The sequence below is a fragment of the Cohaesibacter marisflavi genome (genome assembly GCF_963665895.2).
Classification (GTDB): Bacteria; Pseudomonadota; Alphaproteobacteria; order Rhizobiales; family Cohaesibacteraceae; genus Cohaesibacter; species Cohaesibacter marisflavi.
In genome coordinates, this window is sequence record NZ_OY762534.1 from 4,409,856 (window position 1) to 4,433,248 (window position 23,393).

At 55.2% G+C, this 23,393-nt stretch carries 23 protein-coding genes; 11 read left to right on the forward strand and 12 right to left on the reverse strand.

Going from position 1 to position 23,393, the window contains the following annotated elements; all coding sequences use genetic code 11:
* Nucleotides 1-54 precede the first annotated feature (54 nt).
* Entirely contained in the window at nucleotides 55-441 is a 387-nt protein-coding gene (locus ACKPCT_RS20550; protein WP_090074019.1) for a hypothetical protein, read from the forward strand.
* 183 nt (nucleotides 442-624) lie between these two features.
* Here ACKPCT_RS20550 and ACKPCT_RS20555 read toward each other — a convergent pair whose 3' ends face one another.
* The 7 genes from ACKPCT_RS20555 to gcvA form a co-directional block, all read right to left on the reverse strand.
* Nucleotides 625-2,274: an ABC transporter ATP-binding protein gene (locus ACKPCT_RS20555; RefSeq protein WP_319567836.1), complete on the reverse strand. Its 1,650-nt coding sequence runs from the start codon at nucleotides 2,272-2,274 to the stop codon at nucleotides 625-627.
* A complete protein-coding gene (locus tag ACKPCT_RS20560; protein ID WP_319567837.1) occupies nucleotides 2,271-3,170 on the reverse strand; it encodes an ABC transporter permease in 900 nt (299 codons plus the stop codon). The genes ACKPCT_RS20555 and ACKPCT_RS20560 overlap by 4 nt, the downstream gene beginning before the upstream one ends.
* On the reverse strand, nucleotides 3,167-4,123 hold the full coding sequence (locus ACKPCT_RS20565) for an ABC transporter permease (protein ID WP_319567838.1): 957 nt from the start codon (nucleotides 4,121-4,123) through the stop codon (nucleotides 3,167-3,169). The genes ACKPCT_RS20560 and ACKPCT_RS20565 overlap by 4 nt, the downstream gene beginning before the upstream one ends.
* 97 nt (nucleotides 4,124-4,220) lie before the next feature.
* Nucleotides 4,221-5,720 carry an ABC transporter substrate-binding protein gene (locus ACKPCT_RS20570; RefSeq protein ID WP_407062731.1) on the reverse strand — a complete coding sequence of 500 codons (1,500 nt, stop codon included), beginning with the start codon at nucleotides 5,718-5,720 and terminating at the stop codon, nucleotides 4,221-4,223.
* Between the two features lie 283 nt (nucleotides 5,721-6,003).
* Nucleotides 6,004-7,671, reverse strand: coding sequence for a thiamine pyrophosphate-binding protein (locus ACKPCT_RS20575; protein ID WP_319567839.1), 1,668 nt, complete (start codon nucleotides 7,669-7,671; stop codon nucleotides 6,004-6,006).
* Between the two features lie 109 nt (nucleotides 7,672-7,780).
* Nucleotides 7,781-8,968 (reverse strand): acyl-CoA dehydrogenase, encoded by a 1,188-nt coding sequence (locus ACKPCT_RS20580; protein ID WP_319567840.1) that lies wholly within the window; start codon nucleotides 8,966-8,968, stop codon nucleotides 7,781-7,783.
* A gap of 163 nt (nucleotides 8,969-9,131) precedes the next feature.
* Nucleotides 9,132-10,052, reverse strand: coding sequence for a transcriptional regulator GcvA (gene gcvA / locus ACKPCT_RS20585; RefSeq protein ID WP_090074007.1), 921 nt, complete (start codon nucleotides 10,050-10,052; stop codon nucleotides 9,132-9,134).
* Between the two features lie 256 nt (nucleotides 10,053-10,308).
* On the opposite strand from gcvA, the gene ACKPCT_RS20590 reads away from it, so the two are divergent.
* The 5 genes from ACKPCT_RS20590 (at nucleotide 10,309) to ispG (ending at nucleotide 13,883) form a co-directional block, all read left to right on the forward strand.
* Nucleotides 10,309-10,515 carry a tautomerase family protein gene (locus ACKPCT_RS20590; RefSeq protein ID WP_319567841.1) on the forward strand — a complete coding sequence of 69 codons (207 nt, stop codon included), beginning with the start codon at nucleotides 10,309-10,311 and terminating at the stop codon, nucleotides 10,513-10,515.
* A gap of 149 nt (nucleotides 10,516-10,664) precedes the next feature.
* Complete coding sequence (locus ACKPCT_RS20595; protein ID WP_319567842.1) at nucleotides 10,665-10,967, forward strand: winged helix-turn-helix transcriptional regulator; 303 nt, start codon at nucleotides 10,665-10,667, stop codon at nucleotides 10,965-10,967.
* A 170-nt stretch (nucleotides 10,968-11,137) separates the two neighbouring features.
* A complete protein-coding gene (locus tag ACKPCT_RS20600; protein WP_090074004.1) occupies nucleotides 11,138-11,587 on the forward strand; it encodes an Rrf2 family transcriptional regulator in 450 nt (149 codons plus the stop codon).
* Nucleotides 11,588-11,919: 332 nt separating this feature from the next.
* Nucleotides 11,920-12,429: a Fur family transcriptional regulator gene (locus tag ACKPCT_RS20605; protein ID WP_090074002.1), complete on the forward strand. Its 510-nt coding sequence runs from the start codon at nucleotides 11,920-11,922 to the stop codon at nucleotides 12,427-12,429.
* Between the two features lie 212 nt (nucleotides 12,430-12,641).
* On the forward strand, nucleotides 12,642-13,883 hold the full coding sequence (gene ispG / locus ACKPCT_RS20610; protein WP_319569447.1) for a flavodoxin-dependent (E)-4-hydroxy-3-methylbut-2-enyl-diphosphate synthase: 1,242 nt from the start codon (nucleotides 12,642-12,644) through the stop codon (nucleotides 13,881-13,883).
* Between the two features lie 50 nt (nucleotides 13,884-13,933).
* Here ispG and ACKPCT_RS20615 read toward each other — a convergent pair whose 3' ends face one another.
* From ACKPCT_RS20615 to ACKPCT_RS20625, 3 genes are all read right to left on the reverse strand, one after another.
* Nucleotides 13,934-14,848, reverse strand: coding sequence for a polyprenyl synthetase family protein (locus tag ACKPCT_RS20615; protein ID WP_319567843.1), 915 nt, complete (start codon nucleotides 14,846-14,848; stop codon nucleotides 13,934-13,936).
* 317 nt (nucleotides 14,849-15,165) lie between these two features.
* Nucleotides 15,166-15,684, reverse strand: coding sequence for a carboxymuconolactone decarboxylase family protein (locus ACKPCT_RS20620; protein ID WP_090074000.1), 519 nt, complete (start codon nucleotides 15,682-15,684; stop codon nucleotides 15,166-15,168).
* Nucleotides 15,685-15,852: 168 nt separating this feature from the next.
* Nucleotides 15,853-16,404: a peroxiredoxin gene (locus ACKPCT_RS20625; protein ID WP_090073999.1), complete on the reverse strand. Its 552-nt coding sequence runs from the start codon at nucleotides 16,402-16,404 to the stop codon at nucleotides 15,853-15,855.
* A 213-nt stretch (nucleotides 16,405-16,617) separates the two neighbouring features.
* Here ACKPCT_RS20625 and ACKPCT_RS20630 point away from each other — a divergent pair, with 213 nt between their 5' ends.
* The 3 genes from ACKPCT_RS20630 (at nucleotide 16,618) to ACKPCT_RS20640 (ending at nucleotide 18,713) form a co-directional block, all read left to right on the forward strand.
* Nucleotides 16,618-17,532 (forward strand): hydrogen peroxide-inducible genes activator, encoded by a 915-nt coding sequence (locus tag ACKPCT_RS20630; protein ID WP_319567844.1) that lies wholly within the window; start codon nucleotides 16,618-16,620, stop codon nucleotides 17,530-17,532.
* 326 nt (nucleotides 17,533-17,858) lie between these two features.
* Nucleotides 17,859-18,038 (forward strand): 50S ribosomal protein L32, encoded by a 180-nt coding sequence (gene rpmF / locus ACKPCT_RS20635; protein ID WP_090073997.1) that lies wholly within the window; start codon nucleotides 17,859-17,861, stop codon nucleotides 18,036-18,038.
* A gap of 255 nt (nucleotides 18,039-18,293) precedes the next feature.
* On the forward strand, nucleotides 18,294-18,713 hold the full coding sequence (locus tag ACKPCT_RS20640) for a hypothetical protein (protein ID WP_090073995.1): 420 nt from the start codon (nucleotides 18,294-18,296) through the stop codon (nucleotides 18,711-18,713).
* A gap of 243 nt (nucleotides 18,714-18,956) precedes the next feature.
* Here ACKPCT_RS20640 and ACKPCT_RS20645 read toward each other — a convergent pair whose 3' ends face one another.
* Entirely contained in the window at nucleotides 18,957-19,289 is a 333-nt protein-coding gene (locus tag ACKPCT_RS20645; protein ID WP_319567845.1) for a hypothetical protein, read from the reverse strand.
* A 328-nt stretch (nucleotides 19,290-19,617) separates the two neighbouring features.
* On the opposite strand from ACKPCT_RS20645, the gene ACKPCT_RS20650 reads away from it, so the two are divergent.
* A complete protein-coding gene (locus ACKPCT_RS20650) occupies nucleotides 19,618-21,333 on the forward strand; it encodes a GGDEF and EAL domain-containing protein (protein WP_319567846.1) in 1,716 nt (571 codons plus the stop codon).
* Nucleotides 21,334-21,397: 64 nt separating this feature from the next.
* On the opposite strand, the gene phaR is transcribed toward ACKPCT_RS20650, so the two are convergent.
* The gene (phaR, locus tag ACKPCT_RS20655; protein ID WP_090073991.1) at nucleotides 21,398-21,973 is read right to left on the reverse strand and encodes a polyhydroxyalkanoate synthesis repressor PhaR; all 576 of its coding nucleotides are present in this window, start codon (nucleotides 21,971-21,973) and stop codon (nucleotides 21,398-21,400) included.
* Between the two features lie 603 nt (nucleotides 21,974-22,576).
* On the opposite strand from phaR, the gene phbB reads away from it, so the two are divergent.
* Nucleotides 22,577-23,305, forward strand: coding sequence for an acetoacetyl-CoA reductase (gene phbB / locus ACKPCT_RS20660; RefSeq protein WP_090073990.1), 729 nt, complete (start codon nucleotides 22,577-22,579; stop codon nucleotides 23,303-23,305).
* Nucleotides 23,306-23,393: the final 88 nt, after the last annotated feature.

The following is a 23,393-nucleotide window of genomic DNA, read 5'->3' on the forward strand; positions in this document are numbered from 1 at the left end:
TCCTCGAAAAGTCATTAGAACAAATCTTTACACTCATTTCAAAAGGTGCTGCGAATGTCCGCTTTCTCAAGAACGCTGCGTATCGTCTTGATCGCCTCGATGTTCATGTTCAGTATTTATATTCTTCTCAACATACCAATTCTCACCGTCACAGTGGAGAGACCTCTGAGCAAAACCTATGAAGGTCCAGGCTTTTCGGAGCAGTCCAAAAGGGTGGCGCCATACTCCGATATGGCGGCGCCCTTCGATATGGCGGCACACTCCAGTAAGCAGGTTTTTCAAATTTGTGGGCTAGCGCATCCTGTCACGCTCGATGAATCGGATGTTTTCAGCATCATTCGAAAGGGTGGGCGCGATGCTGATGTGGCCCGCGAGATGCTAAGAAAAGGCAAAAGCAGGTGCGCTATTCTGGGGACGCTAGAACGCCTTCATGGCCGCTGAACTGCCAAATAGGTATTTTGCTTAATTCCCTAAATGTCAGCTTCCTCTTGAAGCATCACAAATCTCTCATCCGCAGTAGATGACCGCCTCCCGCTCGCTTTGCCATAAGCGCGCACCGACGCCATGAAATTTCGGCACTGCACCCAATGTATCCTTCGTCCGCAAAGCTGACATGGCGCGTTCTCAGGTGGGCTCTTCTGTCACGGCCCTTCGTCTTGCAATGGTTTTGTGCAGGTTGGGGGCGGCGTTGATGAGGGCGCGGGTGTAGGGCTCTTGGGGGGCATTGAAAATGGTTTCGGTGCGGCCGCGTTCGATGATTTTGCCGCGATACATGACCATGACTTCGTCTGTCACCGAGCGGACAACGGAAAGATCGTGACTGATGAACAGATAGGCAAGGTCCAGCCGGTCACGCAAATCGGTGAAAAGATCCAGAATCTGGGCGCGAATGGAGACGTCGAGGGCCGAGACGGGCTCATCGGCGATGATGATGCGGGGACAGGTGATAAGCGCCCGGGCGATGGCGATGCGCTGGCGCTCGCCTCCGGAGAATTCATGGGGGAATTTTTCCGCGTCTTCTGGTGCTAGTCCCACCTGCGTGAGGCTGGTGGCGATGCGTTCGTCGCGCTCGTCGCGGTTCACTTCCTTTTGAAACAGATAGAGCGGTTCGGCAATGGATCGTCCCACCTTGTGGCGTGGATTGAAAGAGCCGTTCGGGTCTTGAAAGACGATCTGGATATCCCGACGCACCTGTTGCAGATCGGTCTTGTTGGCGGAATAGGGATCGTGTTGGCCGACGCGAATGCCGCCCTTTTGTGGAGCTTCCAGCCCCAGAAGGGTGCGGGCGAGAGTGGATTTGCCACAGCCGGATTCGCCCACGAGCCCGATGCTCTGGCCCTTGTGGATCGTCAGGTCTACGCCATCCACGGCGCGCGTGCTGCGGCGTTCAAGATAGGGGAACTGGCGCGGCAAGGGGTAGGTGCGCACGACTGTGCTGGCGGAAAGCACGGGGGCCGTTTGCACAAGGCTCGGGTCATCGCTGAAAATGGGTGGCTTTTGCCGCGCGGGCTGATGGGTCGAAGCCTCGAACAGGCGTTTGCTATAGGGGTGGCTGAGGGTGTCGAACAATCCCGGTAGTGGGCCTTGTTCGACGATGGCACCCTTTTTCATGATGGCTATCGAGTTGGCCATTTCAGCCACCACCGCAAGATCATGGGAGATGAGCATCAAGGCGGAATGGTCTTCGGCCATGAGGGCCTTGAGCAATTGCAGGATTTCGGCCTGTGAGGTGACGTCGAGCGCGGTGGTCGGCTCATCGGCGATGATGAGGTCCGGTTTCATGGCGATGGCCATGGCGATGACGACGCGCTGGCGTTGCCCGCCAGAGAGCTGGTGGGGAAAGCGATCCGGCGCGACATGCTCGGGGTTGAGGCCAACACGTTGCAGCTGGTTTCTGGCCTGCTCCTGCGCTTCATGGCGGGTGACCGAGCTGTGCTGGAGGATGCATTCTTCCACTTGCGCGCCAATGGCTTTTAGCGGATTGAGCGCTGTCATGGGTTCCTGAAAAATCATGCCCATCCGGTTGCCACGCCAATTGCATAGCTGCCGCTCGGAGAGATGGGCCAGATTGGTCTCCGCCAGATGGATGGCGCCTGAAAGCTGGCTCTGGCGCGGCAGAAGCTGCATGATGGAAAGGGCTGTCAGGCTCTTGCCCGAGCCAGATTCGCCAACAAGCCCGAGACATTGGCCCCGCTCCAACGAGAAGGAGATATCCTTCAATATTGGCTTGTCACCAATAGTGAGGCTGACATTTTCCAACGTGAGCAGGCTCATGATGCTTTGCTCCCGCCAATGTCGAGGCTTGAACGGATTTTCGGGTCGAGCATGTCGCGCAGGCCATCGCCCAGAAGATTGAGGCCCAGAACCGTAAGAATGATCGCCATGCCGGGGATGATCGCCAGTTGCGGGGCCATCATCAGCCATGTCTGAGCTTCCGAGAGCATTTGCCCCCAGCTGGGCATGGGTGGCTGGGTGCCAAGGCCTACATAGGAAAGCCCGGCTTCAGCCAGAATGCCCAGTGAGAACTGGATGGTTCCCTGCACGATCAGCAGGTTGGCGATGTTGGGCAGGATATGCTCGATGGTGATGCGCACCGAGCCCTTGCCGGAAAGGCGGGCGGCGAGAATGAATTCACGCGTCCATAGGCTCAACGCCGCACCGCGGGCAAGGCGGGCAAAGACCGGAATGTTGAAAATCCCGATGGCGACAATGGCGTTGATGGCGCCGGGGCCAGCCAGAGCGGTGATCATGATGGCCGAGATGATGGCCGGAAAGGCGAAAATAAAGTCGCCTGTGCGCATGATGGCTTCATCCAGCCAGCCGCCTTTTGCCGCTGCCCAACAGCCAAGAGGCACGCCGAGACAGGCGCCGATGCCCACGGCAACCAGCGCCACGGCGATGGAATTGCGCGCGCCCAGCATGATCATGGAAAAGAGATCATGGCCATAGTGATCCGTGCCGAGCCAATAGGTGGCACTGATCGGCTTGAGGCGCTCGGCGATATTGACCGAAAGCGCGTCATGGGGCGTCCAGACAAAGGAGACCAGAGCAAGCACCACAAAGAACAGAGTGATCGCGCCGCCAATGACAAAGGAAGGCGAATGCAGGCCCTTGGCAAGGAAGCTGCGATATTTATGGGCGTCCGTTGAGAAGAGATGCGGCTTGGTCATTGGCTGCCCTGCCTGCGATGAAGGCGCGGATCGATCAGGCCATAGGTGATGTCCACGAGGAAATTGACGAGTATGACGGTGGCGACCAGCAGCATGATAACGGCTTTCACCGTGATGAGGTCGCGCTGGTTGATGGCCTGAAACACCAATCTTCCAAGGCCGGGCAGGGAGAAGACATTCTCGATGATGACCGTGCCCGCCAGAAGGAATGAGAATTGCAGCCCCATGATGGTGATTACCGGGATAAGCGCGTTGCGCAGACCATGGCGCGCCAGTGTCTGACGCAGGTTGAGGCCCTTGGCGCGGGCGGTGCGCATATAATCTTCATGCAACACTTCCAGCATGGAAGAGCGCATGATGCGCACGAGAATGGATGCCTGCGGCAGAGCAAGGGCAATGGCAGGCAATAACAGCGCCTTGATTGCGGGCCAAAGCCCGGCCTCCCAGCCGGGAAAGCCCCCCGAGGGCAACCATTGCAGGGTAACGGCAAAGACCAGAACCAGAAGCATGGCAAACCAGAAATTGGGGATGGCGATGCCGATCTGTGTTGCGCCAATGAGGCTCACATCCGGCCAGCGACCGTGATTGCTGGCGGCCAGAATACCAAGTGGCAGGGCTATTAAGGTGGAAAGGGCAAGGGCCATTAGCGCAAGTGGCAGAGAAATGGTCAGTCGTTCGCTGATCAGCTCTGTGACTGGCACAGAATAGGTGTAGCTGATGCCGAAATCGCCTTGCAGCATGCCCGAGATCCAGAGCCAGTAGCGGCTGGCAAGGGGCAGATTGAGGCCCAGTTGCTCGCGCAAAGCGGCCAAGGTGTCTTCCTGTGCGTTGATGCCAAGAATCAACTGAGCCGGATCGCCCGGCAATATCTCCATCACTGCGAAGATAAAAAGAGAAGCTGCCACGAGTGTCACGCAAAGAGAAGCAAGGCGGCGCAGGGAATAGATGATCATGGCAATGGGCTGCTATCTGCCGGGCATGGTGATGCGAAAAAGGGTATGGCAGATGGTTGCTGCCATACCCGGAGGTCTTTTAAACCGAAATCGCTGATTAGTCCATCCATTCTACGGCTGTCAGATCGTTGGCCTGGATGGGGGCATTGGCCCACAATCCCTTGATCTTGGCGTTCCAGACGCCGGTCTTGGCAAGCTGGAACAGGAAGCCGTTGACGGCATCGTCATTGAGCTTTTTCTGGGCCTGATGCAGCAATTCCGTGCGTTCTGCTTCATCGGCTGTGGCATTGAGCTTGGCGATGATCGCTTTGAACTCTTCATTCTTATAGTTGAAGTAATAGTCATCGCGGGCATAGATGCCGATATCCAGCGGTTCGGTGTGCGAGATGATGGTCAGATCATAATCCTTGCCCTTGAAGACGTTGCTCAGCCACTGGGCCCACTCGACATTGATCAGTTCCAGTTCGATGCCGACCTTTTTGAGATCAGAGGCGATGATCAGGCCGGAGCGACGGGCATAGTCGGTCGGTGGCAGGAACAGGCGGGCTTTGAAGCCGTCTTCCAGACCAGCTTCCTTCAGCAGCTCTTTGGCTTTCTCCGGATTATAGTCATAGACGTGGGATAGATCGAGATAGGCCGGGTTATGCGGCGCAAAGTGGGAGCCGATAAGGGTTCCATAGCCGAACATGGCTCCATCGATAAGGGACTGGCGATTGATGGCATAGGCCAGCGCCTTGCGCACGCGCACATCGTCAAAAGGTTTGACCCCATTGTTGGTGGCCAGAATGGTTTCCCCTTCCGTGGTGCCGATGACGACCTTGAAGCGCGGGTCATTCTCGAATTGCGGCAGCATTTCCGGTGCGGGAAAAATCGGGAAGGCATCCACATCGCCTGCCATCAGGGCAGCAAGGCTGGCCGCGGCATCGGCAACAATCTTGAAGGTGGCTTTCTCCAGCTTGGCTGGTTGACCCCAATAGGCGTCATTCCTGATCAGGGTGATGGAATCGCCCTTGACCCATTTTTCCAGTTTGAAAGGGCCTGTGCCCACGGGATTGGTCTTGTTTGTTTCTGCGCTTTCTGGGGCCACCATGGCAGCGTCTCCCCAGCCCAGATTGAAGAGCATGGCGCCGGTCGGGCGCTTAAGAGTCATCTCGACGGTATATTTGTCCTTGGCAACGACGCTATCTATGGGTTCGAACAGCGCTTTCTGCGCATTGACCGAATCTTCCCCGCGGGCACGGTCGAGCGAGAAGACCACGTCTTCTGCATCAAAATCGGTGCCGTCGTGGAATTTTACACCCTCATGGAGCTTGAAGTCATAGGTGAGGCCATCGGCGGAAATGGTCCAGCTTTCCGCCAGCGCTGGCTTGATTGCACCATGTTCGTCAATGCGCGTGAGGCCTTCAAAAATATTGGCATAGGTGATTTCGTCAATCGCAGCGGCAGCGCCTGCTGTTGGGTCCAGATGAGGTGGTTCTAACCGGACGCCCAGCACGATATCTGTCCGTGCAGCCCATGCGGCGGACGTGGAGCCTGCTGTTACAAGCGTTGCCGCCATAGAAAAGGCTACAGCCCATTTCCTTGCTGATTTCATCATTCTTGATACTCTCCGACCGTCTTTTTGTGCCGCGCTGGTTCATAAATGGAACTGGCTGGCTGATTGCAGAGCGCAGTGTGTCCTGTTGACAGCATGCTGGTCGCTCCCCCCTTTGTTGCGGCGTTTTATTGCACAGCGTGTGCTTCGGGGCAGCCATGACTTCCGTCGAAGTCGAGATTTCAATCACTTTTCTGTTTTGCACGATTGTTAGCACAAAAAAGGGTGCCTTGAGGCACCCTTTTGTAAAAAAATCATGCATTTTGAAGCGAAAAAACGCGCCATATCAGCTTTTGGTGCGGAAATCCGTGATGGTTTTAACTGGCGTGATTGCTTCGGGATCTGTGATGATCTCGATGAGCGCTGGGCCGTCATGGGCCATCATGCGGGCAAAGGCATCGGGAAATTCCTCGGTTGAAACGACCTTTTCTGAATGCCCCCCCATGGCTGCGGCCATGGCTGTGAAGTCCGGGTTGGACAGGGCCGTGCCGGAAATGCGGGTTGGGTATTCGCGCTCCTGATGCATGCGGATTGTGCCATACATGGAGTTGTTGACAACGATCACCTTGATGGGGGCACCTTCCTGCGCGGCGGTGGCAAATTCCTGACAGGTCATCTGGAAACAGCCGTCGCCTGCAAAACAGATGGCCGGGCGAGATGGATCCTGAATAGCGGCTGCAACGACGGCCGGCATGCCATAGCCCATGGAGCCGGAAGTCGGGGCGAGCTGGGTACGCCAGCCACGATATTTGATGAAGCGATGCACCCAGATGGCATAATTGCCTGCACCATTGGTGAAGACCGTGTTGTCGGGGGTGTTGGCAACCACATGTTTGACAATTTCGGCCATCTGCACATCTCCGGGCAATTTACGCTCGGGTATGGCGCTGAAGGCATCATAACCCGCACGGGCTTCGCTCACCCAGTTTGCATCCCCTGCCTTGCGGATTTGGCCCAGAGCGCCAAATAGCAGCGCCATGGTTTCATGGCGGGCAGCGATGGCGAGAGCTGGCTGATAGACGCGGCCCAATTCTTCCGGATCGGCATGAATGTGAATGAGCGTCTGGGTCGGAATAGGCGTGTCGATGAGGGTGTAGCCGGAGGTGGTCATTTCGCCAAGGCGGGCGCCGAGCACGATGAGCAGATCGCTTTGCTTGATGCGCTTGGCAAGTGCGGGATCGATGCCGATGCCGACATGGCCCGCAAAGTTCGGATGCTCGTTGGGGAAATAGTCCTGACAGCGGAAGGAGGTGCCCACGGGAATGGCATTCTGCTCGGCAAAGGCGGTGACCGCCTTATTGGCTGCCAGCGACCAGCCGCCGCCGCCAACAATCATGAAGGGACGTTCGGCCTCGGCGACAAGCGCCTCAAGCTCTTTCATGCTCTCAGCAGATGGTGCGCTGTCTGCCGGTTTGCCCTTGGCGGGAAGGGCTGCTGGCTTTTCAATTTCGGTGACCAGCATGTCTTCGGGCAGGGCCAATACAACGGGGCCGGGACGACCGGACAGGGCGGTGCGATAGGCGCGGGCGATATATTCTGGAATGCGGGAAGCGTCATCGATCTGGGCAACCCATTTGGCCATCTGGCCGAACATGCGGCGATAATCGATCTCCTGAAAGGCCTCGCGCTCGATCTGGTCGCTGGCAACCTGGCCGATGAACAGGATCATGGGGGTGGAATCCTGATAGGCCACATGCACGCCGGAGCTTGCATTGGTGGCACCGGGGCCTCGGGTGACCATGCAGAGGCCAACCTCGCCGGTCAGCTTGGACCAGGCATCCGCCATCATCGAGGCGCCGCCTTCCTGTCTTGCGTTGACATAACGCAGGGAGGGGGCATCGTAAATCGCGTTCAAGACGGCCAGATAGCTCTCGCCGGGCACGCCGAAAATGGTTGAGGCTCCCTGCTCTATGAGGCAATCCACCAGAAGGGTTGCGCCTGTTGTCAGCGTCATGTCGCTGTCCTTTTCTCTTTATGGAACCGCTTTTATGCTCGTGCGGAGGGAGTGCTGCGGTTATTGGATGGTGATTAAGTATGTGCCAATGGGCTTGGCCAATGGGGTTCTAGAAGAAAGCCTGCAAACCGGTTTGTGCGCGGCCAAGGATCAGGGCGTGGATGTCGTGCGTGCCTTCATAGGTATTCACGCTTTCCAGATTGACCATGTGGCGCATGATGTGGAATTCGTCGGCAACGCCATTTCCGCCATGCATGTCACGGGCCGTGCGCGCAATGGTGAGGGCCTTGCCGGTATTGTTGCGTTTGATAAGTGAGACATTCTCGACCGGGCAGTTGCCTTCATCCATCATTCGGCCCACGCGCAAGGCAGCTTGCAGGCCCAACGTGATTTCGGTCTGCATATCGGCAAGCTTGAGCTGGACGAGCTGGGTTTGCGCGAGCGGGCGACCAAATTGTTTGCGATCCATTGTATATTGGCGCGCAGCATGCCAGCAGAATTCGGCAGCGCCCAAAACCCCCCACGCGATGCCATAGCGGGCCTTGTTAAGGCAGCCAAAGGGCCCCGCGAGGCCTTCCACGTTGGGGAGTAGATGATCTTCGGGCACAAAGACATCGTTGAGCACGATTTCACCGGTGGTCGAGGCCTTGAGGCTTAGTTTCCCTGCGATCTTGGGGGCCGAATAGCCTTTGCTGTCAGCCTTGACAATGAAGCCCTTGATCTTGCCGTCGTGAGCATCGGATTTGGCCCAGACGATGGCGATATCGGCGATGGGAGAATTGGTGATCCACATTTTCGCGCCATTGAGGCGATAGCCGCCCTCGACCTTCGTGGCGCGGGTGACTAGGGAGCCGGGGTCCGAGCCATGGTCCGGTTCGGTGAGGCCAAAGCAGCCGATCAACTCTCCTGTCGCCAGCTTGGGCAGATAGTGTTGTTTTTGCGCCTCGGAGCCATAGGCATGGATGGGGTGCATGACCAGCGAGGATTGGACCGACATGGCTGAACGATAGCCTGAGTCCACACGTTCGATCTCGCGGGCGATCAGACCATAGGCTACATGGTTGACGCCAGCGCAGCCATAGTCTTCGCTGATGGTGGGGCCAAGGAAGCCTTGTTCGCCCATTTCCCGCATGATGGCGCTGTCAAAATATTCCTGCCTGTTGGCTTCAAGGACGCGCGGCATCAGCTTGTCGTCGCAAAAGGCGCGGGCCGCGTCCATGATCATGCGTTCATCTTCGCTCAGTTGCTGGCGAAAGAGGAACGGATCATCCCAAGTGAAGGCCGGTTTTGCGCACATTGCCTATTGCTCCTGTTCTGCCGCGCGGGAAGGCCGATAGAGGGCCGATGCGGGCTGGCATTAATGGCGCAATAGTAGTGCTGCCTGTCAGGCGCTGGAAGCGATGATATTTCAATCGCTCATGACATTTGTTTATAGGCCCTGGTTGCCTAACCTGTTGGGCTCAGGAGAGGGCTGCATTCATCTTCTTCTTGGTGCTTAGTGCCTCGCGCATGACCCAGGTGCGGAAGGTCTGAAGATTGGGATTGGCCCGCTTGGCCTGCGGATAGACGAAATAATAATCGCCGTTGGAAGGCGTCAACTGGTCGTCAAGCTGCACCAGCTCTCCGCTGGCCAGTTCTTCCTCCGCCAACAGACGAGGCAGAACGGCAATGCCCATTTTAGAGGCGGCGGCCCGTATGACCATATGAAAATGCTCGAAACGCGGCCCAACATGCGGGTTGGGATGGCTATAGCCTTTCTGGCTGAACCAGTGGGGCCAGAGGGCGGGACGCGATGTCGCTTGCAGCAGCGGGTGACGCCGCAACAATTCTTCCAGTCCAACCTCCTTGAGCTCTTCCTGCAGGATTGGATGAGCCATGGGCACGACATATTCCGGCATCAGCTCGTCTGTGAGGGCATTGGGCCAAGCGCTTTCGCCGAAATGGAAGGCGGCATCGATATCAAGGCCATCAAACTCGAAGGGTTCAAGTTTGGTCACGATCTGGATCAGGATTTCTGGGTGTGTGGTGGTGAATTTTGTGAGGCGCGGAACCAGCCAGCGTGCGCCAAGGGTCGGCAGGCAGGCGATGGTCAATTCTCCACCCTGTCCGCGATAGGCGAGCAGTTCCAGCGTTGCGGTTTCGATATCCTGCAGTTTGGTGCGGATTTTGTGGGCATAGACGGCGCCCGCCTCTGTCAGAACCAGTCCCGAGCCTGTGCGCTCGAACAAGCGCAGGCCCAGCAGATCCTCCATGGAGCGCATCTGGCGGGAAATGGCGCTCTGGGTGACGCCCAGCTCGCTGGCAGCCTTGGTGAAACTGAGGTGACGGGCTGCTGCCTCGAAGGCACGCAGGGCAGAGAGAGAAGGAAGGTAATTCAGCATGGCATGAGGTTTGATTATGGTTCGTTTTTGGCTTCTTGTTTTGCTTATTCGAGCTTTTCACCATTTCTCCCGAAAATCAAAGCAAAAAGGTGGGTAATGACGCTCTGATCCCAGCTTTGATGCCGGTTGGCGGCAGAAGGGGATGAAGAAAAGTCATGCTAGAAAATTGTTGCTACTAATTTAGTAGCGTGATAATGTGGCTTTGCTACTAAAATGGTAGCGGATTATATTTATCTTCTCATTCATGGAGTCTATCATGCCCGTTATCACAATGACGTTGGGCGCTGATCAGATTGACCAGCAAAAGAAAAATGCCTTCATTCAAACCGTCACCAAGTCCGCTGCGGAAATTACCAATATTCCCGAGCAATCCTTCATCGTTTTCATCGAGCAGCTCGATAGCGATAATATCGGCGTAGGCGGTGTGTCGCTTACGGAAAAACGCAAGCTTAAGGCGTCTTGAGCGCTTTGTGCCTTCTGGCGGCAAAACGGTCTTTTCTTTTTGGTTCTTTGCGTTAGTGTGACACCATCACAGCGAAGGAAGAAGAGACACATATGGCGATACCACGCCCCGGAAATCCTGTCCGAGGCTCCCAAAGCGGAGCCCCGGTCATGGCAGCATTCGATCTATTGGGCCGTCGATGGGCCATGGGGATCATTTGGAACCTCAAGAAGGGGCCTGCGACATTCAGGGTTCTGCAGGACCACTGCGAAACCATTTCTCCCTCCATTTTGAATAGCCGCATCAAGGATCTGCGCGAAGCGGGCCTGATAGAGAAAACGCCGCAGGGATATGCTTTGACAGCCCTTGGCGAGGAGCTTTATTCTTTGCTGCAACCGCTCGCTGACTGGGCCGTCCGGTGGGCCGAAGAGCTTTCGCAAGAAACGGGTTCTGATATTTCAAAGTGTAAATAAAGAATTTCACTTAGGAATCATGACATATTCTGCGCGCATCCCTATATTAGAAGTCGAATTCTTCTAATGTTTCCGGCGTCCGGGATTGAAGGATATGGTGAAAAGGGATAAAAGGCACAAGTAACAAGCGGTGACCTTTTGCGCAGCGCCAACAGGCAGGTGGTGAAATTATGAGATTAACTCAGCAGGCTAATTATTCTGTTCGCATTCTGATGTATTGCGCTGCCAAGAAAGATGAATTTGCCAAGGTTAGCGAGATCGCGCAGGTTTATGCCATCTCCGAATATCACCTGTTCAAGATTCTGCCGATTCTGGTGTCCAACGGCTTCATAACCACGCACCGTGGCCGCAACGGTGGGCTGAAGCTGGCAATGGAGCCAAGCGAGATCACGCTGGGGCAGATCATTCGTGCCGCCGAAGAGAATTTCCATCTCGCGGACTGTTTTGATGAAGGCAGCTATGATTGCCCGCTGCTCTCAATGTGCGACTTCAACCAGGCGCTCAATGATGCGCTTGAATCTTTCCTCAAGGCGCTGGACAAATACACGCTGGCGGATCTTACTGCTCGGGAAGGCGATATGCGCAATCTGCTTAACATTTCTGAAGCCGCTTCCGCCTGATCATCTGACTGATTTTATGCCTGACCATCAGACTGGTCAGGCGCTTTTCAGGCTCAGATGGGGATGCTGCCTGTCGGCCTGTCTCGGCTTTGCGATGGGGCCTGTGGCATTTTGTGCGTGCTTTTCAGCAATTTGATTCCGTCTCAGACTTGGCAAGTGGTTATGGATGTGCACAATCGGACTTGTTATATTGTATCACATCGCTGCCGGGCAGCATGCTCTTCAGGCCAGTTTGCACGACCATCAGAAAGGCCAAAGAGAAATGACCATGGCAAAACGCATGGCATTGCGTTGACGGAAATGCCTTTTGCTGTGTTGTAGAGGAAAATGCAATGATCGAAATGAGTGACCATGACCATAGTTTTTGCATAGATCGCGTTCTTGCCGATGCCAAGGCTGTCTGTGCTGAAAAGGGCGTGCGCCTCACGGATCAGCGGCAGTCGGTTTTGCGGGTTCTGGCGGCCAGCCACGTGCCTTCAAGTGCCTATGATATTCTCAATCAGCTCAACAAAGAGCGCAAGGAGAAGGGCGAGACGATGCTCGCGCCGGTTTCCATCTATCGCGCCCTTGAATTCCTGATCCAGCATGGCATCATCCATCGAATCGAAAGCAGGAACGCCTATGTGGCGTGCAATGAAGGACCGGATGCCCGACATAGGCATGGGGAAGCGACCATCTTTCTGCTTTGCGATAAGTGCGGGCGCGCCGCCGAGTTCCAGTCTGAAAGCCTTGGCGGGCTGATTGAAACCATCGCCGGCAAGGTGAAATTCAGCCCCAACGCACCGGTCATGGAAATTCGTGGTCTTTGTGAGGAATGTCAGAAGCTTGAAGGCAATGGCTAAGGGCTTCTTGGTAAAGCTCACCAGATTGTGACAGTCCGTTTGCGGTTTGTCCGAATTTGTGCGTATGCTTCAAGCCTTCCTTGCCGTTGTTGACTTGCGCGCCTAGATGCAATTTGCCATATAAAATCAGCGTATTTTCATCCCTCCGGTGTTGCGGCTTGCTGGTTGCCTGAATGCCGGAAAAGAGAGGGTCCATGTCTCTTTTGTCCCAGATGCCTGTTGGTTCCACCCCATTTCTCACCGAGCCCCTGCCTCGCAGGATTACCCATGCCGTTAAGGTCGGGTCTGTTACGGTCGGAGGCGGCGAGCCGATTGTCGTGCAATCGATGACTAACACGGATACAGCAGATGTGGACAGCACGGTCGCGCAGGTGGCTGCCTTGCACAGGGCCGGCTCGGAGCTTGTGCGCATTACAGTGGACAGGGACGAAGCGGCAAAGGCTGTGCCCCATATCAAGGAGCGGCTTCTGCGGCTGGGCATCGATGTGCCGTTGGTGGGGGACTTCCATTATATCGGTCACAAGCTGCTGGGCGAGAATCCCGCCTGCGCTGAAGCGCTGGACAAATACCGGATCAATCCGGGCAATGTTGGCTTCAAGGATAAACGCGACAAGCAGTTCTCGACCCTGATCGAGCTGGCCAATCGATATGACAAGCCAGTGCGTATCGGGGTCAACTGGGGCTCGCTGGATCAGGAATTGCTGACGCGCCTGATGGACGAAAATTCCGTCAGTGAAGATCCGATGCCTGCCCAAAAGGTGATGCATGAGGCGATCATCCAGTCCGCGCTGCTTTCAGCCGAACGGGCTGAAGAGCTCGGCATGGGGGCAGACAAGATCATCCTGTCGGCCAAGGTATCTCAGGTGCAGGATCTGATTGCGGTCAATACCGAGTTGTCCCGCCGCTCGGATTATGCGCTACATCTGGGGCTTACAGAAGCGGGAATGGGCACCAAGGGGATCGTGGCCTCGGCGGCGTCCATGGGACTTGTGTTGCAGCAGGGGATTGGCGATACGATCCGCGTTTCTCTGACGCCGGAACCAAATGGAGACCGCACGCGCGAAGTGCAGGTGGCTCAGGAATTGTTGCAATGCATGGGCTTCCGCTCCTTCGTGCCCATCGTGGCGGCCTGTCCGGGGTGTGGGCGGACGACGTCAACCGTCTTTCAGGAGTTGGCGCAGGCCATCCAGACCGATATCCGCGAGAATATGCCGGTTTGGCGTGAGAAATATCCTGGTGTCGAGGCGCTCAATGTTGCCGTCATGGGCTGCATCGTTAATGGGCCGGGGGAATCCAAACACGCCGATATCGGCATTTCCCTTCCGGGCACTGGAGAAACCCCGTCTGCGCCGGTCTTTGTGGATGGCGAAAAGGTGGCAACCTTGCGCGGACCGCAAATTGCAGAGGATTTCCATCAAATGGTGCTGGATTATATCGAAAAGCGCTTCGGCTAGGCCTGATTGAGGCCCGATAGCCTTAGCGCCTTTTGCTGTCCCTTAGATGATCAGTTTTTGCGCGTTGCGATGTAGCGGGCCGTTGCAGTGAGCGTATCGGCCTGACTGCCGAAGGGGGCGAGCAGGGATTCTGCTTCCGTGATCAGCGTGTTGAGTTCGGCGCGCGTGGCTTCTATCCCGTGCAGGCTGACGAGGGTTGCCTTTTTGGCCTTCTGGTCCTTGCCTGCGGTTTTGCCCAGCTGGGCCGAGGTGGAGGTGACATCCAGCAGGTCATCGGCAAGCTGGAAGGCGAGGCCGATAATGGTGCCAAAGCGGGTTACGGCGGCGCGCTCCTTGGCGTTGGCCTCGGCCAACATGGCGCCAGCCTCGCAGGCAAAGCGCAACAGGGCGCCGGTTTTCATCTGCTCCAGCTGACGGATTTCCCCTTCCGTGATGGATCTGCCTTCCGACGCGATATCAAGGCTCTGGCCGCCTGCCATGCCGCCGATGCCGGCATTCTGGGCAAGGCAGCGGACGAGTTCGGTGCGCACTTCTGCCTTATAGTGGGTTTTTTCATCGGCCATGATGTCAAAGGCCATCGTCAGAAGGCTGTCGCCTGCCAGAATGGCTGTTGCTTCATCAAAGGCGACGTGAACGGTTGGCTTGCCACGGCGCAAGGCATCGTCGTCCATTGCAGGCAAATCGTCATGGATGAGGCTGTAGCTGTGCACGCATTCCAGCGCACAGGCAGCGCGCAGCACGCCGGGATGCTCATAGCCAAGCATTCTGGCGGTCTCTATCATCAGGAAGGGGCGAATGCGTTTGCCGCCATTCAGGACACCGTGGCGCATCGCCTCCAGAAGTCTTGGAGGGCGATATTGCTCGGCCCCTCTTGGGTCTTCGGAAAGCATCCGTTCCAGCTTCTGCGCCACGTCTTCTGCGCAGGCTTTCAGGCGTGTCTTCAATGGTTGCGACTGTGGGGACATACGCGACATCACTCCCTAAAGCTCGTTAACCCGGCTTGTCATCTTGTCTTCTCGCCATGGTGCCATGGCGGTGCGGGCAGGTGGCAAAAGGCTTTACCCTGTGCTGTGTTCTTAGCTGCTCAATGGTATGAAAACAACCAGCAAACCAATCAGAATTTCATCAGATCAGCTACAGCAAAAGCATAGTCCTATATGGAAGAGGCTGAAGAGGGCGTGCAAGGCTTTGCACAGTCAAAAGGGTATAAAAAATAAATTACCCCGGCAACAGGCGCGGTTTTCTGTTGCCGGGGCTGGCTTGCCTACCAGTTTATTGGCGATTAAGCCGCTTCCAGCGCAATAGCGGCGGACTGGATAATGGCAGCAAAGCGAATCGCTGTCTGGATTTGGTCGGTGGTCATGCCACCCTGACGCAGAACAGCCTCGTGGGAATCAATGCACATGCCACAGCCATTGATGGCTGAAACAGCAAGGCTCCAAAGCTCGAAGTCGACCTTGTCGACGCCCGGACGGCCGATGAAATTCATACGCAGCTTGGCCTGCAGGGAGGCATATTCCTTGTTGGAAGCCAGATGGACAAAGCGGTAATAGACATTGTTCATGCCCATCATGGTGGCTGCGCCCTTGGCTGCGGTCAGGGCTTCTGGGGAAAGCTTGTCGGCAGCTTCTGCCAGGAAGGCTTCGCGGATGGCCGGGCTGCGGGTCGCGATGGCGCAAGCAACCATCAGGCCATATTTCTGCTGATCGGTCAGGCTTTCATCACCGGCAATGTTGGACAGGTTCAGCTTCACATCCTTGGCGAAATCAGGCATATGGGATTTAAGGCTGTCGATGGTCATTGCAATGTTTCTTTCTTCAAATTTGCTGGAAGTTGGCCAGGCAGCATCATGTCCGCGCCAGATATGTCGCAGGTCTGCAGGCTTTAGGTGTTCCGGGAAATCTGCCTTGCGGCAGCGGGAATGGACGGGCCAGCGGCCCGCCCTTGATTAGTGGGTTCGGCAGGCTGATTAGCCAACCAGAGTTGCGCCGCCGATGTCACGGTTGCATGGGCACAGCTCATCTGTCTGCAGAGCGTCGAGAACGCGCAGGGTGTCTTTCGGGTTACGGCCAACATTGAGGTTGGTTGCGTAAACATGCTGGATCGTGTTGTCCGGATCGACAACATAGGTATAGCGGTATGCAACGCCATCCGGGTGACGCACGCCGAGTCCGTCGATCAGTTCACCCTTGGTGTCTGCAAAGCTCCAGATTGCGAGCTTGTTGAGATCCGGGTGGTCACGGCGCCATGCGAGCTTGACGAATTCGTTGTCGGTGGAGCCGCCCATGACGACAGCGTCACGATCTTCGAATTCTTCGTTCAGGCGTGCGAACTCGGCGATTTCAGTCGGGCACACAAAGGTGAAGTCTTTCGGGTAGAAGAAGATGACTTTCCACTTGCCTTCAAAGCTTTTTTCGGTGATCGGCTCAAATGCTTCAACGCCGTCTTCAACGATCTCGTTAAAACCAGGTTTTACGCCGGTTACAGTAAATTCTGGAAGTTTATCACCAATGCCAAGCATGTTCTTTCTCCGAGGTTTGGACCTTATGGGAGGTAAGGTCCAGATTAGAATAATTCAAAATCTCTGAACCCTATGAACCATATTTTGGACAGGGTGGCAAACTTCTAATTTCGAATTTGCCAATCGATTTTTTCGATCATATAGTGTTTCTACGTGCTATCTGTTCGAACGCCCTGTCAGTGCGTGATTTAATTGTTTTGGAGTTTTCATGTCATGACCATTCGCCCAACCTTACGGCAACTGCAATATTTGTCTGCGCTTGCCGAAAAACAGTCGTTTCGTGAGGCGGCGGCGGCCTGTCTGGTATCTCAATCGACACTGAGTGCGGGAATCCGCCAGCTTGAGGAGATCTTGCAGGTGACACTTGTGGACAGGGAGTGCGATCATTTCCGGCTGACAGTGCTTGGGGGTGAGATTCTCGAACGGGCCCGCTGTTTGTTGCGCGACGCGGATGATCTGGTGGCAGCCGCCCAGCGTCATGACAAGCCCCTTGCGGGGCGATTGCGGCTGGGGGTCATACCCTCCATCGGACCATTCCTGTTGCCACGGGCTTTGCCCAGTCTGCGCCAGAGTTTCCAAGAGTTGAAGCTCTATTTGAGGGAGGCTCTTTCGCGGCAATTGCTTGATGATGTGCGGGCCGGGCGGCTTGATGCGGCTGTTTTGGCCTTGCCCTATCCGATTGATGATTTTGCCTGCCAATCGATCGGCAATGATGGCTTTCGGGCAGCCTTGCCGCTGGACCATCCTCTTACTGAGAAAGAGGCCATATCATCAGAGGCACTACAGAATGAAGCGCTCATTCTACTGGAGGATGGTCACTGCATACGCGATCACATCCTCTCCTGCCTCGACCTTAGCAATGCGGCTCGCCGATCGCGCGAGAGTGGGGCCGAGCATATTGAGGCGACCAGCCTTATTACCATCGTGCAGATGGTGGCCAATGGGCTGGGTGTCACTCTCCTGCCCGAGATTGCCTTAAGGGCCGGGCTGGCTGATGGGCTCGACATCGCCTTGCGGCCTCTTGCTGAACAACCGGCCGAGCGGGAGCTGGCGATCATCTGGCGCAAGAATTCGGCCTTCGAACCGAATATCCGGCTTTTGGCCGGGCACTTGTCCAATTTCGTTTAAGGGCCTTCTCGATAGGATCGGACAGATAGGGGGCCGTTTACCCTTTTGCCAGAATGTCCTGCCTTATATTGCCGATTCTGGCCAAGAAAGGGTGCCTGAAGCGATTCTCTCCAATGTAGGGCTTGAATTTTCAACTGATTGGGATATGTAAGGGGCGAAGTGACGCTACTTGATCAAAGAATCTCGTGAATGCGGTCTTTTTTTGAAAGATTGCTCTGGTCAAGTGCGTTCCGGTTCTGTATAAGGCCCGCAACCTCTTCCATTAGAGTTATTCCCGCAACGGGGCTAGCCCCGGATAGCGGTCTATTGACGACGGAGTTTTGACCATGGCTGTGCCAAAAAGTAAAGTGACCCGTATGAAGCGTGGCTTCCGCCGCTCTGCGGATGCACTCAAACAGTCGGTCTATGTCGAAGACAAGGATTCTGGCGAACTGCGCCGTCCTCATCATATCGACCTGAAGACCGGCATGTATCGTGGTCGTCAGATTCTGGAGCAGAAAGACTAAGCCTTTACCGGTTTGGTTCTACGCTTCTTGACGATGAAGAATTGAGAAAAGGTCGGATTTTATCCGGCCTTTTTTCATGCGCATTTTTTGTGAAAGGGGTGCGTTGGCCGTTGGCAAAGCACCCTGCATATTGGATTATGTCCCCGTTTCAAAATCTGGTCACACGTCAATTCTATTGTTGAATGCCGTTGTTGAGGGCGCCTGACCATAATCGTGAAAGCTGCACGCCGTTCGCCATGCTGCAGGGAGATACAAATGCTTTTTAATATTCCGCTTTTGATTGCACCTCTGGCTGTCTATAATTTCTTTGCCTTCGGGCTGCTGGGCGCTTCGGTCGGTGATCCATGGAGCGTGCCGATCGTGACGATCGAGATGATCTCCTCGGCGCGCTGGACCCTTACCTTGGGGGACGTGATGATTGTGGCAGCGCTCGTGTTGCTGTTTGTCGAGATCCTCAAGGCAACGCGCACCGGTGTCAGCTCCATTGTGGATCACATCCTGTCCACGCTGCTGTTCATCATCTATCTGGTCGAGTTTCTGCTCGTACGGGAAACAGCAACATCTGTCTTCTTCATTCTGATGATTATTTCTCTGGTGGATGTGATCGCCGGTTATTCTGTTACGATCAGTGGTGCCCGCAGAGACATGAGCTTCGGTCCAGGGCCGCATGCCTGATCAGAGCCAGAGCGCGGCCACAGCTCCCCATGTGTCCTGAATTGATACAATTTTATTAAAATAGTTTGACGATGAATGCAGCCCGAGCGCGAAGAAGCGCATCATTCTGTTCGGATATGGTCTATTAAGGCGGGGGAAACAGGCCGGAAGAACCGGGCTTTCGGGGGCAATTTGGGGATTTGTATCATACGGGCACAGCCAGCCTTGGCGGTTGGCTGCTCTTAATCGCCCTCTGACATTTCGTTAAACAACTTTGCGATGAATGGGCATATCCGCAACAGCTTGCGGACGGCGGCGGGCCTGACCGTAGGCACGCGCGACTTCTCGCGGACTACGGGCAGCACTGTGGCGCCGTGGGCTTCGGGTCAGTTCGCTACTAAGCAACTGCGCCTGAATATAGGCCTGCTGATTGCCCGCATATTGCATAGGCGTGATTGAGGGGACAACCGCGTTGTTCACTTCAACCGGAGCGGCTGCCTGTTGAGGCTGCTGCCTGCCGTCGGTCAAGAGCGGCTGATATTGTGTGCCACTTCCCGCCGGATGATAAAGCGCCGGAACCACTTTCAAGCCAGACATTGTTGAGGCCTTCCCAAAGAATGTCTCATTATGAGACAAGGTTGATTGTTTTTCTGTCTTTACGGGAAGAATTTGCAAGAAGCGGGCCAGACTGTTAACGGTCTGTTAAGATTTTGCCGTTGGGTGTAAGTCCTTTGGGACAGTGCAAATTTGGCAAAAATTAACCATGGGAATGCCATTATGGGGTTCGATCTTTCCGTCCGCTTTGGGATGTGGTTGCTTCACATACAGAGCAGTGTCGGACCAATGGAATTCACTTGCAGGTGGTTTTCCTCAAAAAGAGGGGTGAGCCGCATGCAGCATGGGCAGGCAGAGAGGGCTTAGCGGGTTGGACACTTCATCTCCCCGATCAAAAACGGCCATCAAGGCGCGTGACATTCTGACATCCATCGGTGAGGTGGTTTATGAATGGCAGGCGGCCACGGATCGTTTGCGCTGGAGCAACAATGCGTTCGATGTGCTCAAGACCGATATTCTGAGTGTCTTTCCAAGTGGCAAATCCTACACGGATCTGATTACGCCAGACACTCTGACCTCACGCTACAGAGCCATTTTCGGCTCCGGTAAAAGTGATGATGGTGACGGCGTGCCCTTTGAATGCATCTATTGTCTTGCGCCTCTGGGCTTCGAGAATGAGCTGAGGCTCTGGGTTGAAGAGAGTGGGCGATGGTTTGCGGATGGGACTGGCCGGGCCGAACGGGTGCACGGCATCATTCGCGTGGTCAATGAAGCGCAGCATCGCGAGCAGCGTTTGCGCTTTCTCTCCCAGTTTGATGCGCTGACCGGCCTGTTCAACCGCTCTGTCTTTCTGGATCAATTGCAGCTCACTCTTGTGCAATGCAGAGAAAAGGGCAAACAGGCCTGCTTCCTGATTGCCCATATAGACAATTTTCGTGTGGTCAATGAGGCTTACGGGTTCGATGTTGCCGATCAGGTGATATGCGAAGTTGCCCGCCGTATTGCACGGCGCTTGCGCGATGGCGATCTAGTGGGCCGTATCTCGGGAACCAAATTCGGTCTTCTGATCAACAATTGCTCAGAGAAGGAAATGGCAGCTGCCGCAGAGCGTTTTCTGGATGCGGCCCGAGAAGAGCTGATCATGACCGATGTCGGTCCTGTGCATGTGACCCTGACGATGGGTGGGGTGTATCTGGGGGAAGGCGTTGACGATCTGCGCCAAGCCGAGATTTGCGCACTGGATGCCTTGGATCGGGCCAAGAGCCATTGTCGCGGAACATTCCGTGCTTTCCAGGCCAAGACCTTTGCCCTGGAAGAACGCCAGCAGAAAATCCGGATGTCCGATGAAGTGATTACGGCGCTCAATGAACGGCGCATTGATCTGGCCTTTCAGCCCATTGTCGAGGCACGCACTGGCGCCGTTGCCTTCCACGAGGTGCTGGTGCGGGTCAAGGATCGTGATGGCGATCCAATCCCTGCGGAGAGCTTTGTTCACTATGCCGAGCAGCTGGGGCTGGCGGCAATGCTGGACCACCGCATTCTGGAAATGACGCTGGATCTGCTGTTCGCGCATGAAAAGGTGCAATTGAGCATGAATGTTTGCCCTGATGTTGGCGGGGACAAAGAGTGGATGAGCTATTTGCGGGCGCGGCTGGTGAATAACCCGGATGTGGCGGCGCGGCTGATGATCGAAATCGCGGAACGCTCGACGCTAGAAAATCCGGAGACTGCGGCCGAATTTGTTCGCTCCGTCAAAGAATTGGGCATTCGTGTTGCGATTGACGATTTCGGGGCTGGCTACACATCCTTCCAGCAACTGCAGGCGCTGGATGCGGACATGGTCAAGATCGCCGGTAGCCTGATGCGGGATATTGCCGAGAATGAACAGAACCGGGCGATTGTGCGCATGTTTGCCGAGCTGGCGAGCGAATTGGGCTTTGATGTTGTGGCGAAATGGGTGGTTAGTGCTGAAGTGGCCGATCTGTTGGCACCGCTCAAGGTTGCCTATCTACAGGGCTTCCATTTCGGTGAGCCGGTGAGCAAGCTGCCAGGGCAGGAAGGTGACGCTCAGGCGAGAACCAAGTGATGGGGGCATTGATGAGCCTTTGTCATGTGCTGCTGCCCTGCCGATCAACTGATTTGATGGCTTGCTAGTCCTTCTTGCTGCGAACAACCAACTCGGAAATCGTTTTCTGCATATCAGCGATCTGGTCCTTTAGTTGTTCCAGCTCGCTCGGTTTGCTGGGTTCGGGCTCCTTCTTTGGCTTCTGGGGCGCAGAGCCGAAGGGCATGAACATCTTCATGGCATTTTCGAAAATTTCGGAATTCCGGCGGACCTGCTCTTCCATGGCTTCCATGGCTGAGTCGCCGAAGGAGTCGGCCATCTGCTTGCGCAGATTTTCCTGATCCTTGGCCAGATTCTGCATGGTGAAATCAAGATAGCTTGGCACCAGATGTTGCATCGAGTCGCCATAGAAACGGATCAGCTGGCGTAGGAAATCGATGGGCAGCAGATGCTGGCCCTTATTCTCATGTTCAAAGATGATCTGCGTGAGAACAGAGCGGGTTATGTCTTCTCCGCTCTTGGCATCATAGACGACGAAATCCTCCTTCGCCTTTACCATGTCGGACAGATCTTCCAGCGTGACATAGGTGCTGGTGCCGGTGTTGTACAATCTGCGGTTCGCATATTTCTTGATGACAGTTTGATCCGCTTGTTTTGTCATTTATGCAAGGCCTCGTGACGGAATGGACACTGGTGTCAGCAGCTTGAAAAGCGCTTGTTGATGCCCCCAACTTAAATCGTTCATGCTGCATTGCCAAGAGCCTCGGACCTATCCTTTTAGCAAGTGCAAAAAGATAGGAATGACCAGTAAAAGGGCATGTCTATTTTCTAGGTCTTTCAGACTAGGCCCATGGCGTAATTGACTCCTTGCCACTTTCTAAACGATTTTCAAGAGGCCAAATTCTTCTCGGAAGCTGGCGAATTTGAGATTTTTGCTGCGGCGCAATAAGGGATGAGGTACCCGAAGTTGCTGTTTCGCCGCACAAATATCGAGCGCATTTCGGGCTCGGGATAAATGGCATCCTGCGTCCATTCGGTTGGCCGGTGCACACAAGGTGAAAAGATGCGCCGAGATGCAAACTGCGATGCGCAATGAAGGTGGGCCGGACAGCATTCAACAGGCACAAGGCAGACCAGGACGTCTGACTGCTTGCTGACCTGCCCGAGATGACGAGGGGCGCGGCAGCGACACACATTCAAGGTGGAGGGACCAGCCCGATCCGGAGAGGGGGCGGGCCATGGTTTTCATGAGGGGAGAGAGAGCATGTCCAAGGTTGCAGTTGTAACTGGTGGAACAAGGGGTATTGGCGAGGCGATCTGCATAGCCCTGAAAGAGGCCGGGTTTTTTGTTGCAGCCAACTATGCTGGCAATGATGACAGTGCCCGGGGCTTTACGGAGCGCACGGGCATCAAGGCCTATAAATGGGATGTAGGGGATTTCGAAGCCTGCAAGGCGGGCCTGAAACAGGTCGAGGAAGATCTCGGTATCATCGATATTGTGGTCAATAATGCAGGCATCACGCGCGACAGCATGTTGCACAAGATGGAATTCGAGCAGTGGCATGAAGCCATCAATGTCAATCTGAACTCGATGTATTACATGACCAAGCCGATCATCGACGAAATGCGTGCACGCGGACATGGGCGGATCATCAATATCTCGTCCATCAATGGCCAGAAGGGGCAGATGGGCCAGACCAACTATTCTGCGGCCAAGGCTGGCGTGATCGGCTTTACCAAGGCTTTGGCGCAGGAGGTGGCGCGCAAGGGGATTACGGTCAATTGTATTTGTCCGGGCTATATCGATACCGACATGGTGTCGGCTGTTCCCGAGAAAGTGCTGGAAAGCATCGTCTCCAACATTCCGGTTGGACGGTTGGGGCAGGCCGAGGAAATTGCCGCGATGGTGGCCTTTCTGGTCTCCGAGCAAGCAGCCTTTATCACGGGGTCTGTGATGACGATCAATGGCGGCCAATATATAGCAAATGGCTAAATTTTAGTCATTGCCTAAAAAGCGTTTGATAACAAACCGCAGGAGCTTTTCTTCTGCGGTTTTTTTGTCTTTGCTGAGGCGTTTTTTG

Bases quoted from the DNA above. Each gene is read 5' to 3' on its own strand.
- ACKPCT_RS20550 (WP_090074019.1), top strand. From the start codon at position 55: ATGTCCGCTTTCTCAAGAACGCTGCGTATCGTCTTGATCGCCTCGATG.
- ACKPCT_RS20555 (WP_319567836.1), bottom strand. From the start codon at position 2,274: ATGAGCCTGCTCACGTTGGAAAATGTCAGCCTCACTATTGGTGACAAG.
- ACKPCT_RS20560 (WP_319567837.1), bottom strand. From the start codon at position 3,170: ATGACCAAGCCGCATCTCTTCTCAACGGACGCCCATAAATATCGCAGC.
- ACKPCT_RS20565 (WP_319567838.1), bottom strand. From the start codon at position 4,123: ATGATCATCTATTCCCTGCGCCGCCTTGCTTCTCTTTGCGTGACACTC.
- ACKPCT_RS20570 (WP_407062731.1), bottom strand. From the start codon at position 5,720: ATGATGAAATCAGCAAGGAAATGGGCTGTAGCCTTTTCTATGGCGGCA.
- ACKPCT_RS20575 (WP_319567839.1), bottom strand. From the start codon at position 7,671: ATGACGCTGACAACAGGCGCAACCCTTCTGGTGGATTGCCTCATAGAG.
- ACKPCT_RS20580 (WP_319567840.1), bottom strand. From the start codon at position 8,968: ATGTGCGCAAAACCGGCCTTCACTTGGGATGATCCGTTCCTCTTTCGC.
- gcvA (WP_090074007.1), bottom strand. From the start codon at position 10,052: ATGCTGAATTACCTTCCTTCTCTCTCTGCCCTGCGTGCCTTCGAGGCA.
- ACKPCT_RS20590 (WP_319567841.1), top strand. From the start codon at position 10,309: ATGCCCGTTATCACAATGACGTTGGGCGCTGATCAGATTGACCAGCAA.
- ACKPCT_RS20595 (WP_319567842.1), top strand. From the start codon at position 10,665: ATGGCAGCATTCGATCTATTGGGCCGTCGATGGGCCATGGGGATCATT.
- ACKPCT_RS20600 (WP_090074004.1), top strand. From the start codon at position 11,138: ATGAGATTAACTCAGCAGGCTAATTATTCTGTTCGCATTCTGATGTAT.
- ACKPCT_RS20605 (WP_090074002.1), top strand. From the start codon at position 11,920: ATGATCGAAATGAGTGACCATGACCATAGTTTTTGCATAGATCGCGTT.
- ispG (WP_319569447.1), top strand. From the start codon at position 12,642: ATGCCTGTTGGTTCCACCCCATTTCTCACCGAGCCCCTGCCTCGCAGG.
- ACKPCT_RS20615 (WP_319567843.1), bottom strand. From the start codon at position 14,848: ATGTCCCCACAGTCGCAACCATTGAAGACACGCCTGAAAGCCTGCGCA.
- ACKPCT_RS20620 (WP_090074000.1), bottom strand. From the start codon at position 15,684: ATGACCATCGACAGCCTTAAATCCCATATGCCTGATTTCGCCAAGGAT.
- ACKPCT_RS20625 (WP_090073999.1), bottom strand. From the start codon at position 16,404: ATGCTTGGCATTGGTGATAAACTTCCAGAATTTACTGTAACCGGCGTA.
- ACKPCT_RS20630 (WP_319567844.1), top strand. From the start codon at position 16,618: ATGACCATTCGCCCAACCTTACGGCAACTGCAATATTTGTCTGCGCTT.
- rpmF (WP_090073997.1), top strand. From the start codon at position 17,859: ATGGCTGTGCCAAAAAGTAAAGTGACCCGTATGAAGCGTGGCTTCCGC.
- ACKPCT_RS20640 (WP_090073995.1), top strand. From the start codon at position 18,294: ATGCTTTTTAATATTCCGCTTTTGATTGCACCTCTGGCTGTCTATAAT.
- ACKPCT_RS20645 (WP_319567845.1), bottom strand. From the start codon at position 19,289: ATGTCTGGCTTGAAAGTGGTTCCGGCGCTTTATCATCCGGCGGGAAGT.
- phaR (WP_090073991.1), bottom strand. From the start codon at position 21,973: ATGACAAAACAAGCGGATCAAACTGTCATCAAGAAATATGCGAACCGC.
- phbB (WP_090073990.1), top strand. From the start codon at position 22,577: ATGTCCAAGGTTGCAGTTGTAACTGGTGGAACAAGGGGTATTGGCGAG.